The 10,745-nt window shown below is 43.8% G+C and carries 10 protein-coding genes; 7 read left to right on the top strand and 3 right to left on the bottom strand.

Annotated elements, in window-relative coordinates:
- Positions 1-383: 383 nt before the first annotated feature.
- Positions 384-548, bottom strand: coding sequence for a hypothetical protein (locus F6K49_RS29715; RefSeq protein WP_293040370.1), 165 nt, complete (start codon positions 546-548; stop codon positions 384-386).
- Positions 549-1,106: 558 nt separating this feature from the next.
- Here F6K49_RS29715 and F6K49_RS29710 point away from each other — a divergent pair.
- Positions 1,107-2,450, top strand: a complete 1,344-nt coding sequence (locus tag F6K49_RS29710; RefSeq protein WP_293040373.1) for a glycosyltransferase family 39 protein — start codon at positions 1,107-1,109, stop codon at positions 2,448-2,450.
- Between the two features lie 474 nt (positions 2,451-2,924).
- Here F6K49_RS29710 and F6K49_RS29705 read toward each other — a convergent pair whose 3' ends face one another.
- A complete protein-coding gene (locus F6K49_RS29705) occupies positions 2,925-3,338 on the bottom strand; it encodes an AbrB family transcriptional regulator (protein ID WP_293027311.1) in 414 nt (137 codons plus the stop codon).
- Between the two features lie 644 nt (positions 3,339-3,982).
- On the opposite strand from F6K49_RS29705, the gene F6K49_RS29700 reads away from it, so the two are divergent.
- From F6K49_RS29700 to F6K49_RS29685, 4 genes are all read left to right on the top strand, one after another.
- Positions 3,983-4,426 (top strand): Rrf2 family transcriptional regulator, encoded by a 444-nt coding sequence (locus F6K49_RS29700; protein ID WP_008184397.1) that lies wholly within the window; start codon positions 3,983-3,985, stop codon positions 4,424-4,426.
- A gap of 124 nt (positions 4,427-4,550) precedes the next feature.
- Positions 4,551-4,832, top strand: a complete 282-nt coding sequence (locus F6K49_RS29695; protein ID WP_364304791.1) for a GFA family protein — start codon at positions 4,551-4,553, stop codon at positions 4,830-4,832.
- A complete protein-coding gene (gene cbiB, locus F6K49_RS29690) occupies positions 4,832-5,830 on the top strand; it encodes an adenosylcobinamide-phosphate synthase CbiB (RefSeq protein ID WP_293027276.1) in 999 nt (332 codons plus the stop codon). The genes F6K49_RS29695 and cbiB overlap by 1 nt, the downstream gene beginning before the upstream one ends.
- 452 nt (positions 5,831-6,282) lie before the next feature.
- Positions 6,283-7,131, top strand: a complete 849-nt coding sequence (locus tag F6K49_RS29685) for a hypothetical protein (protein ID WP_293102389.1) — start codon at positions 6,283-6,285, stop codon at positions 7,129-7,131.
- 77 nt (positions 7,132-7,208) lie between these two features.
- Here F6K49_RS29685 and F6K49_RS29680 read toward each other — a convergent pair whose 3' ends face one another.
- Positions 7,209-7,952: a DUF2927 domain-containing protein gene (locus tag F6K49_RS29680; RefSeq protein ID WP_293081676.1), complete on the bottom strand. Its 744-nt coding sequence runs from the start codon at positions 7,950-7,952 to the stop codon at positions 7,209-7,211.
- Between the two features lie 323 nt (positions 7,953-8,275).
- On the opposite strand from F6K49_RS29680, the gene F6K49_RS29675 reads away from it, so the two are divergent.
- Both F6K49_RS29675 and F6K49_RS29670 read left to right on the top strand, forming a co-directional pair.
- A complete protein-coding gene (locus F6K49_RS29675; RefSeq protein WP_293081673.1) occupies positions 8,276-8,503 on the top strand; it encodes a hypothetical protein in 228 nt (75 codons plus the stop codon).
- A gap of 827 nt (positions 8,504-9,330) precedes the next feature.
- The gene (locus F6K49_RS29670) at positions 9,331-10,650 is read left to right on the top strand and encodes a peptidoglycan-binding protein (RefSeq protein ID WP_293102387.1); all 1,320 of its coding nucleotides are present in this window, start codon (positions 9,331-9,333) and stop codon (positions 10,648-10,650) included.
- Positions 10,651-10,745 lie beyond the last annotated feature (95 nt).

Below are 10,745 nucleotides of genomic sequence, written 5' to 3'. Positions count from 1 at the left end.
ACTGATCCCAGCAAAGATGGCGATAACCATCTGTAGGGTTAGTTCAAATGAGCTTTCCATATGCGTAAGTGTCGCAAGTGATCAACTTAGGTAGAAATTCCTCATTATTCTGTGTTCAACTCCATGGGCTGGCTTGGTCAACAAGTGATCGGTTAGCAGTGAATCTGAACTTGAGGTAAGTTCTAGAACATTGCTCGTAGCAGTCGATGGTCAATGACAGAGCTATAGGTCACAGTAATAAAACCGTCTATAGCCTATCTTAAGCATGCCCTTTGTGTCCTGGTAGTGTATCACTTTCATAGGACTTATTACATAAGTAGGCAACTTCGGAACTTCGGAACAGTGAACAGGTAAGGATTCTGGAGAAGATTTTTTAACTTTGCTTACACTCGATTCGAAAAACTCAAGTTTGAATTACTCAAGACTATAAGCAAAGCTGTTTGCTGTTGTGCCTTACTTAAACCATTGCTGAGCAACAGTTCCTCCCGGAGATAAGACCCACGCCACTGTAAATAGTCATGGGGAGGTTTGAGAGTGTCTGTTACCATGTCATGCTCCTACTTGTCTAATTAGTTTTGTTTATATTGTGTTTATCTTGTGTATAATTGTCAGACTTTGCCATTGCTCACCAATCTAATCATTAATTCGACCCATAGCTCACACTACTCATAAGTCATACTCATAGGTCAAAGGTTTTTCTACGTTGATTGGTAATTTCAAAAAAAGTTAAGTTTTAATTTATGCTGGATAGTTTAGCACCGTCACTTCAACAACGGACATTCTATCACTGACGGTAAACAGCTTCAACAGAATTGCCTGTTCACGCTCGCGCGAGACGATTAGTTAGAGACGATTAGTTTTCCGACATAATTGAAAGGTTAAAGGTAAAAAGTATACTGCTGTGGTTAAGAACACCAGACAACGGGGTTAGTAGATTAGATAAGATGGCTAGCAGCATTGGGATAATCCCCCAAGTAGAACCGAAAAATTGGATGATGGCTCGTGGTCTGGTGGGGAACGGTAAAATTAGCTTCGTTCATGGTTTTTTGTTAAACTTCTAGCTTTAATTATGAATTATTGGTAAAGGTAAAGGTAAAGGTAAATTTATGGATCATAAAACGTTTACTTGGGGTGGCTCGGGAAACCGGATACGTAGAACTCAACGCTGGATTGAGAGATTGTCGCTGTTAGGGTTATTCCTGGCAGCACTATTGTTGTTTAGCATCAATTTGGGCAGTGGCTCGTTGCAAGGGGTAGAGCAAAGCATAAGTCATCTGGCTACTCAACTACTTTCAGCAAAGGGGGAATTTGGGCAGTGGCTTTACCCAACTTTTGAAGGTGAAACCGTAATTGAACACCCCCCCCTACTAGCCTGGCTCATTGCGGTGGCTTATCAGTTTGGTGGTGTCAACGAGTGGACTACACGCTTACCTGGTGCCATCCTCAGTGTTCTGTCGGTACTGCTAGTATATGGTCTTGCTACAGAAATCTTCCCCTGCCGTCAGAAGGCTATTTTCTCTAGCTTGATTTACCTAACTTTCTTACCAATAGCCCATTATGGGCGTATGGCAATCCTGGATGGAGCTAATCTGTGCTTTGTGGTGTTGATGATGTGGTGTGTGTTGCGATCGCGTCGGGACTCACGCTGGTCACTGGCAGCGGGGATCGGATTAGGCTTGATTTTCCTCACTAAGGGGATCCTGGTGGCATTGTTGATCACAGCGATCGCTCTGTTGTTTCTAGCATGGGATACGCCCAGACTCCTCACGTCTACTTATTGGTGGTTGGGATTGCTCCTAGGCTATAGTCCTGCTCTTGCTTGGTACACTGTTCCATTACTGGTACAGGATCAAAGAGCCGTTACTACAACTAAAGCCATTCTCTACGAGTCCCTACGCCCGATCTGGACAGCAGTGGATGGGCAAAATCGCCTCCCTTGGTATTACCTGGGGGAAATCTTAAAATTTTCCGCACCTTGGTTACTGTTCTTTTCCTACTGGTTACAGCAGGCTTGGCAGAATCGCCATTGGGGCTGGGCTAAATTGGTACTGGTATGGGCTGGCGGTTACTTGATCGCCATTTCCCTTATTGCCACTAAATTGCCTGGGTATGTGTTGCCAGTTTACCCAGCATTAGCCCTTGCTGGTGGAGCCCAACTGACAGATATTTGGCATTGGCCTTCTAGCAAATCTTATCCCCGTTTTTGGAGTATTGGGTTAAGTCTACTAGGTGTTGCTACTATTACTGTGATGCTTCACTTCGGGATTAGGAAAGCTTTTGACCTCAGCTCCTGGCTGTTCTTCGCTTGTGTCCCTTTAACCATGGTTATAGCAGGGATGCTGGTTGCGCGACGGGATAGACAATTTATGGTAATTTTATTCTGGGGAACCTATCTTTCTCTACTGATTTTGATGTCTTCTGACCATGGGATTTGGCAAAAGCTGATCTAGTTCAACTTATTGCTTAATACTGGTCTCCTTGAGCAATGGAAATTGAAGCCAGCCAGAAGAATTGATGATGCCCCTGACTGGGTGTTCTTTAAACAATATCCCAATTGAGTGATTAAAAGCTAGATTGGGAAGTTTCCATAAATGGGGATGGAAATTGATACACCGCTTTCGTAACAGACAGTGATCGGGTTTGCATTAAGCTATCAGCAGTCAGCTGACGCGCTACTTTCCAGCTTTGCAAACAGCTAATGTTTTGGGAGCCTGGGTTTATCAAGAGAGTAAGCTTATGGGCTCCTTTTCAAACCACGCTTACCGTTTAAAGCCTCGTGGATTGGTTCTCTTGAGGGCATCATGAATGGCTGGCAAGCACAGCGTTTCAAGTAGCGCTAATGCTGATAACTGACGGGAGAATGCTGACGTTTTGAGCGACAGCACATTTACCGATTACGGCGTTCTAAGCCTTGTCTATTCGGCTCAGGATGCCTCACGTGCTTCTTCTTCTGTTTCATCAAGTTGTTTAAGGTGAATGTGCTTGCGTCCCAGGGTGATTTCAAACTGGTCCCCTGGTTGTAAACCCATTTGTTTCGTGTAAGCCGAGCCAATCAGAAGATTGCCGTTAGACTGCACACTAATCCGATAGCTGGCACTGCGTCCGCCACGACCATTGCCATTGACTTTGCTGTCTAATTCAATCCCCTCCGCATCAATAAGGGCATTGAGGAACTTCATCATATTGACTCGCTCTACTCCGTTTTTTGTCACGGTGTAGTAGCCACAGGCTCTAGCTTTTTCTTCTTTGCTCAGGTTACCTAGCTCTCTTACTTTATCAAGCAATGCTTCGTCCTTCAGAGGAGGCGTCGGAGCAGCCATGTTTTTCTTTCTAGCCATCAACTTGAATCTAATACTAAGGACTTAAGTGGTATCCAGCATTTCTACTGGACTGACTGTCAACTAAGATAACAAAATCTTAGTTTAATATCAGTATATGAGACTATATTACACCGAGAGTGTCAACTGTGTTCGTTAATAGTCAGTTTTTAACTACCGTTCAACTACAGCAATAGGTTGTGAATAGGTCGTGAACAACTCCGATCATCTGGGTCACAGGAAAATTGCCTAGGGTCACGGGAAAATTGGCTAAAAGAGTATGGGCTACTCTTGTAGGCAATTTCCTCACCAGCCACCTGTACTTTCCATCCCTGTCACAAGTCAATGGCTATCTCCATTGGGTGACAGTATTAAGCGAGTTTCTTTGAGCTTAGCATTCAGCCAACGGGCTATCAGCTATCAGCCATTGATAGTCTAAGATCTAAGCTTCTGGCTTGAAGGCATAGCTAAAAGCATACCGCTCAAAGTATAGTCTTCAGGATGAGAGGGTTGCTTGGTTCCCCCGGCTCTTGATGCTGATAGCTGAGTGGATTAAACGAGCGTGATCTTTAAACAGGTCATAAAATCGTTTCCGACTTTAGTCTTTCAAAGAAATTGTCCCGTTAACTCCCACGTCCACTTTCCGATTGGATTGCTATTTTATTATGAAGCTCACCACTCGTGGACACTACAGTGTTAAGGCACTACTAGATCTGAGCCTAAGACCAGGGTATGGACCGACATCGGTTAGAGCGATCGCTAAACGGCAAGGTCTACCAGCTCCATATCTAGAAAAACTACTGATTGAGATGCGCCGTGCTGGCTTAGTCAAGTCAGTTCGTGGAGCTCAAGGAGGCTATCAATTAGCCCATGAACCCACACAAATTTCCCTCGGCAAAATCCTAGAAGCAGTGGGTGAAACCATCGAACCACTACCCCACCATACCCCAGACGCTGGTCAAGCCGAAGACTGGGTTACATTTACACTTTGGCATCGTTTGCATCAAAAGCTTAAAGAAGCATTGTACACTATAACTCTTGCCGATCTTTATTATGATGCCCGTAGTTGGCAAGCGGCTATGGGAGAAGAAACCAGTTTCGTTGTTTGAATCAATTTTTCTGTTCATGAAAAAGAGTAACGAACCGATTACTTATGAGGGGGGCTGTCATTGTGGCGCTGTCCGCTTCCGGGTAATTGTAAAAAAGCATGAGGCAATTGATTGCAATTGTTCGATGTGTAAAAAAAAGGGCATCTTACACCTGATTGTCTCCCCTGAGCAATTTAGCTTACTTAAGGGAGATCAAGTGTTGACTAGTTATACCTTCAACACTCACACGGCGAAGCACACATTCTGCCAAATCTGTGGCATTCATCCTTTCTATCGACCCCGTTCTCATCCCAATGGGATTTCTGTCAACCTACGTTGTCTTGACGGTGATGTTCTATCTCGATTTACCCTTGTCCCTTTCGATGGGGCTAACTGGGAAGAGAATGTCGATAAAATTAGAAAGTAGTGGTTCAAATCCTGGGTAATAACCATACTAATGGTGTCATTTTGCTGCTGGCGGCTAGTCTGGATTATCTGATCGGTGATCCTTGGGGTTGGGTCCATCCAGTGCAGGTTATGGGCTGGGTAATCTCTCACTTCACTAAGTTAGCAATTCACTTCTGGCAGCAGCCTTGGCAACAACGCCTAGCAGGAATTGGGTTGGGTATTGGACTAATTATTGGGAGTGGAGTAGTTGGATGGTTTATTGTCTTCCTAGGAATCTGGCTCAATCCCTTTTTGGGTATAGGCATAGGAACGATATTGCTAGCCAGTTGTTTTGCTGGTCGCTCTCTTAGAGCAGCAGCAATGGATGTATTACAGCCTTTAACTGCCGGAGAATTAGAACTAGCCCGTTCTCGATTAAGTCAATATGTTGGTCGTGATACAGAAAATCTTTGTGAGTCGGAAATCCTACGAGCTGTCCTAGAAACGGTGGCGGAAAACACTACCGATGGGGTCACAGCCCCTCTGTTTTATGCCATTGTTGGAGCGTTGATTCCTGGGGTTGGTAGTGTTCCTCTTGCCTTAGCTTATAAAGCTGCCAGTACTTTAGATTCGATGGTCGGTTACCGCCGAGAGCCTTACACGCATTTAGGTTGGTTTAGTGCTAAAATTGAAGATTTACTAACCTGGATCCCCTGTCGATTAACCGTATTTACCCTAGCCTTGATGTCTGGAAAACCTCAGCAGGTCTGGCGTCTGTGTCGCCGTGATGCTATTGCTGATCCGAGTCCTAACTCTGGCTGGAGTGAATCGGCTTTTGCTGCGATTTTGGAGGTTCAGCTGGGGGGGACTAATTTTTACAGTGGTGTTGTCAAGCAAAAACCCTTATTAGGAAAACCTACCTACGATATCACACCAGGCAAAATTAACCAAGCCTTAGATCTGACAAGGTATTGTTTTTTAATTTGGCTGGGGATAGGGTTGGTTTTTTGTCTATTGCAATATAGCCTTTTTAAATGAGATGTAAACCTATATGGTCTTTTTTTTTGTCCAATAAAACTTCGGAGCTCTTTCCCCTATTGTCTGCAAGCCTTTTCCATCCATGCCTTTTACAGCAAGAAGTGTGTTTACAACCCAGATAAAAACGCGCTTATGCGATTGGCCTTTGGCCACGCTTTGCGAACGCTTCACACAACGTTATCGTTTAATCAGGCAATTATTTTTTTTTGCTTAAATTTTCCCCTATGGGAGGAAATTGTCTTATAACCTTTTTCCAGCCATCTATTTGGCGTTGCTGAACAAAAGAATGACATCAAGTATAGTTGGGTCAGTTACCGATTACCGATTACCGATTACCGATTACCCTTGGGTCTTCCACCTGACAGCAAAGCAATCTATTTTCCCTCAACTTTAGGGGAAATTATGATCATAATTGCCTCAAAACTTAATAAAACTTAAAAAAGGAGAAAAACGTGGAAGTACTTGCTTACACTCATTCCTATGAATCCTATGAAGAAGCAGTAGGTATTGATTGTGATCTAGATCTAAGAGAACTCAACCTCAACTGGTTTAAAATTCCCAACACTGCTTGGCTCGGTTTACTAGGATGTGCGGTCTGGTTAGCGAGTCTGAGTGTAACGGCTCCAGTGTTTGCGGCTTTGGAAACAGGGATCAAAGTCAAGACTCCAAGTGGTGGTTGTTTGACTGCACGCAAAGGTCCGAGCGATACTTCCGCAGCTGTCGTCTGTGTTAGCAATGGAGCTGTACTCAAACCTGTGGTTGTTAAAAATGGGAATTGGCTGCAGCTGAGCAGTGGCAATTGGGTTTATGGTCCTTACACTACCTCTAAATTATTTGATGAAAGTAGTGAGGGCGGTGGCGGTAGTCCGATTTTGGAATCAGGAATCAAAGTCAAAACTCCCAATGGTGGGTGTTTGAAAGCACTCACTGGTCCTGGCACTGGTCAGGTTGTTGCTTGTGTCCGCAGTGGATCTGCACTCAAACCTGTGGTTGCTACAAATGGGAATTGGCTGCAGCTGAGCAGTGGCAATTGGGTTTATGCTCCTTACACTACCTCTAAATTATTTGATGAAAGTAGTGAAGGCGGTGGCGGTAGTCCGATTTTGGAATCAGGAATCAAAGTCAAGACTCCCAATGGTGGGTGTTTGAAAGCACTCCCTGGTCCTGGTACTGGTCAGGCTGTTACCTGTGTAAGCAGTGGATCTGTACTCAAACCTGTGGTTGCTAGAAATGGGAATTGGCTACAGCTGAACAGTGGCAATTGGGTCTATGGTCCTTACACCACCTCTAAATTCTTCTAATCTGAATCTTTATAGCACAGAACCTACCCAGTAACTCTATCTGTAAGGTGCGTTAATAACGCACCCTACTGCTATGATTACCTCGCAAACCTAAGGCTATTCAGAACATTGATAACTTCTGCTTTAGTCATTCCGGGACGAATTTCTGGTCTATATAGCATTTCTATTACAGCTTGATCAATCTCCGCATATTCAGTCGTATCAGTCCACCCTTGGAAAAATACACTATTTCTGTATTTATAGGAATCCCTCATCAGTCCTATAGATTGGGTGAGCTCTTCTCGGATTAGGTGAGACCGTGCTTTTTGAGTAATGCTAGTTGTAGAAATCATAATTCTTGACTTATAAATTACCTGGTTATTCCACCAAGTCCGAAAAAAACCAAAATTGACCGGTCGATAGTTAGGCTCATAGCGACGAAACTCGTATTCGGGAACAAAATAAATCTTGAGATTGGGATTATTATCATCAAAGTTTATTTGAATTGAACCTTGAGTAATCGTATTTAGTTCATCAATAACGGTTGACAAAGTCTGCCAATCTTCAGGGGTTGGCAAGCCGATTACCTTAATCCTCACATTCCTGTCCCATTTTTTGATAGTAGGATTGGAGGAGCCGTATTCCGAGCCTAAGGCAATTTCCAAAAAATAATCAATTTGAGCTTGAGTATAGTTTTTGTTGTCAATTGATTGGAGAGTGGGTTGTGTGCTACTTAGCTCATAATTATTCCCATAAGTGGGTGGTTGATAGGTAGATGGGATCAAAAAACCTAAGAAACTCAGAATAACAGACTTGACGATTGGCAAACAAAAATTACCCATGGTCACTCGCTTCGCTCCAATTCAAAATTATCAATTCAAAATTAAAAAATACCCCAGGAATTAATTCGAGGCATTGAAACATCGCTTCGCTCCAATTCAAATAGTCTTTTTCCATAAATGAATTCAGGGGCTTGTATCCTTAGGTTGATAAGCGAGGGGGGTTTGGCACAGTGATGATCGGCGATCGCATCACTGTGTTAGGCAATTACAAAAAAAAACCCCAGCAGTTAGCTGGGGTAAATTATCCAGGAGATTTACTTTGATCACATCCGTTATAACTCTTAAATCCGCCAGTAAATTGACTAGATCCGGAAAGATTGGTGATGGTTGGGCTCAAAAAACCGAAGAAACTCAGAAGATATGACTTGAGGATGGGCAAACAAAAATTAGGCATGGTCATCCCCTTTGGAATTAATCTAGAGAGTCGCGTTGCTCAGGGGCGGTTTTGCCACAGTGATGATCCGCGATCGCATCACTGTAGAGCGCCGATCACAATAAAAACCCCCAGCAGTCAGCTGGGGGCAATTATCCAGGAGATTTATCTTTACTAAATCCGTTATAATTAAATCCAGCAGGAAATTGACTAGCTCCGGAAAGATTTCATGGTTGGGCTCAAAAAACTGAAGAGGCTCAGAATATATGACTTGAGGATGGGCCAACAACAATTAGGCATGGTCATCCCCTTTGGAATTAATCTAGAGAGTCGCGTTGCTCTATAGCAATACGCGCGCGGGTATTTACAAATAATGGTGAGGGATAAATTCCTAAAAGCTTTGTAAAACTTGGCTTTTCTCTTCCGGTCTTGATGCAGTCGCTCACGGCTGCATCAAGACCAGGCTCAAAAATGTAGTTAACGATACTCTTAAGCCTCGAAAACTACTTCTTACCTATTCCCTATTCCCTATTCCCTATTCCCTATTACCTATTACCTATTACCTATTCCCTGTTCAACACTTCTGAGGCGATCGCATTACTGTAGAGCGCCGAACACAATAAAAACCCCCAGCAGTCAGCTGGGGGCAATATCCAGGAGATTTACCTTTTGAGGGTAATTATCGAGCAGATTTACCTTTACCACATCCGTTATAACTCTTAAATCCAGCCTGAAATTGACTACATCCGGAAAGATTGCTAAAAGATTGCTCCTCAAAGATTGCTCATTGTTGGGATCAAAGATATTACCTGGGAATTGGTGAAGGAGTGATCGGGTAAAGGGGTGATCCGGTGAAGGGATGATCGGTTGAGCAGTTATGACCTATGAAGGTAACTAGGGATGACGTGGACAAGAGTAATGTCCATTAAAATGGTAGTGTCAAGAACACAATACAAATATTGCTAGAGAACTGGCTATCATACAAAAAAATTTGGTAGGAAAGCGATGGAAAGCTTAGTCTGCGTTAATCTTGCCGAGTCCTATGAAGACGCGGAGAATTTTCCGTGGCAAGATGATAATGGTTTAATTCGATGGTTGGATGGGCTAAACAGTCCCACTATTCCTAGTTCAGCTTGGATCAAGATTAGTGCGATCGCAATTGCCCTAACCATTCTCAGTACCGCTGCTCATGCCAGTGCTAAAGTGCTTCAAAAAGGCAGCCGTGGATCACAGGTGACTTCTCTTCAGAAAGAGTTGGCAGCGGCTGGCTTTTATAAAGGTCGGATTACTGGCAACTATGACATGTTAACCCAGTCTTATGTTGCTATCTTTCAGCAAAAGAAGGGACTACCAATAGATGGTGTGGCTGGACCAAAAACCCTAGCAGCTTTATATAAAACTGCTGGTACTGATATTCGTCTACCAACAAACACACAGCTCAAACGCGGTAGTAGAGGAACGGTAGTCAGCGATTTGCAAAAGAAGTTGACATCCTTGGGATTTTTTAATGGTCCGATCACTGGCTATTACGGGCGCATGACCCAAGCAGCGGTAATTAAATTTCAGCGAGCCAAGGGATTACGGGCGGATGGCGTTGCTGGACAAAACACCTTATTCGTAATCAATGGTGGTTCGATCAAGAACGCCACTGAGTTACGGCGAGGTAACAGAGGAACTGCTGTGACCAAACTGCAACAGCGCATGAGGGAGTTGAAAGTCTACAACGGTCCAGTAACGGGATTCTACGGTCGTTTAACTGAAGCAGGGGTCATAAAATTTCAGCGCTTGAGGGGACTACCAGTGACTGGTATTGCTGACTCTCGGACTTTGTCAGACTTAGCCAAAAATCCTAATGATAAGGATAAAGATAAGGATATTCTTACCAACGTGACTGAGTTGCGACCAGGCAGCAATGGCGAATCGGTTACAAAACTTCAAAATCGCCTCAAAGACTTGGGATTCTACAAAGGGCCAATAACGGGATACTATGGTAAATTAACTGAGACTGCAGTCAAAGATTATCAGCTTTCTCGGGAACTGCCAGCAAATGGCATTGCTGACTCTCGTACGTTATCAGCACTACGGGGCAATTCTGGTATTGCTGTTGCTGCTACCATCATTACTCCATTAAAACGAGGTAGTCGTGGCACAAGAGTGAATAGCCTTCAGAATCGCTTGATTTCCCTAGGCTACTATAAAGGATTAAAAGATGGCGTATTTGGACCAGCCACAGAGGCAGCCCTGAAGCGATATCAACGGGACAAAGGCTTATTTCCCAATGGAATTGCTGATGCTAGAACCTTTTCATCTCTTGCTCCACGGTAATAGCTGAACGTCTGGTATAATCTCAAAACCTTGACAGCCCTGTCCCCGCCTAACTATAGGACTGTGGGCGGGGTATCCTGCTGAAATTTTTAATA

The organism is Moorena sp. SIO3I6 (genome assembly GCF_010672095.1).
The sequence above is the reverse complement of the archived record's forward strand: the minus strand, read 5'-3'. Positions and strand labels throughout refer to the sequence as shown.

Excerpts from the sequence above, each read along its gene's own strand:
- F6K49_RS29715 (WP_293040370.1), bottom strand. The coding sequence starts at position 548 with ATGGTAACAGACACTCTCAAACCTCCCCATGACTATTTACAGTGGCGT.
- F6K49_RS29710 (WP_293040373.1), top strand. The coding sequence starts at position 1,107 with ATGGATCATAAAACGTTTACTTGGGGTGGCTCGGGAAACCGGATACGT.
- F6K49_RS29705 (WP_293027311.1), bottom strand. The coding sequence starts at position 3,338 with ATGGCTAGAAAGAAAAACATGGCTGCTCCGACGCCTCCTCTGAAGGAC.
- F6K49_RS29700 (WP_008184397.1), top strand. The coding sequence starts at position 3,983 with ATGAAGCTCACCACTCGTGGACACTACAGTGTTAAGGCACTACTAGAT.
- F6K49_RS29695 (WP_364304791.1), top strand. The coding sequence starts at position 4,551 with ATGTGTAAAAAAAAGGGCATCTTACACCTGATTGTCTCCCCTGAGCAA.
- F6K49_RS29680 (WP_293081676.1), bottom strand. The coding sequence starts at position 7,952 with ATGGGTAATTTTTGTTTGCCAATCGTCAAGTCTGTTATTCTGAGTTTC.
- F6K49_RS29675 (WP_293081673.1), top strand. The coding sequence starts at position 8,276 with ATGGTTGGGCTCAAAAAACCGAAGAAACTCAGAAGATATGACTTGAGG.
- F6K49_RS29670 (WP_293102387.1), top strand. The coding sequence starts at position 9,331 with ATGGAAAGCTTAGTCTGCGTTAATCTTGCCGAGTCCTATGAAGACGCG.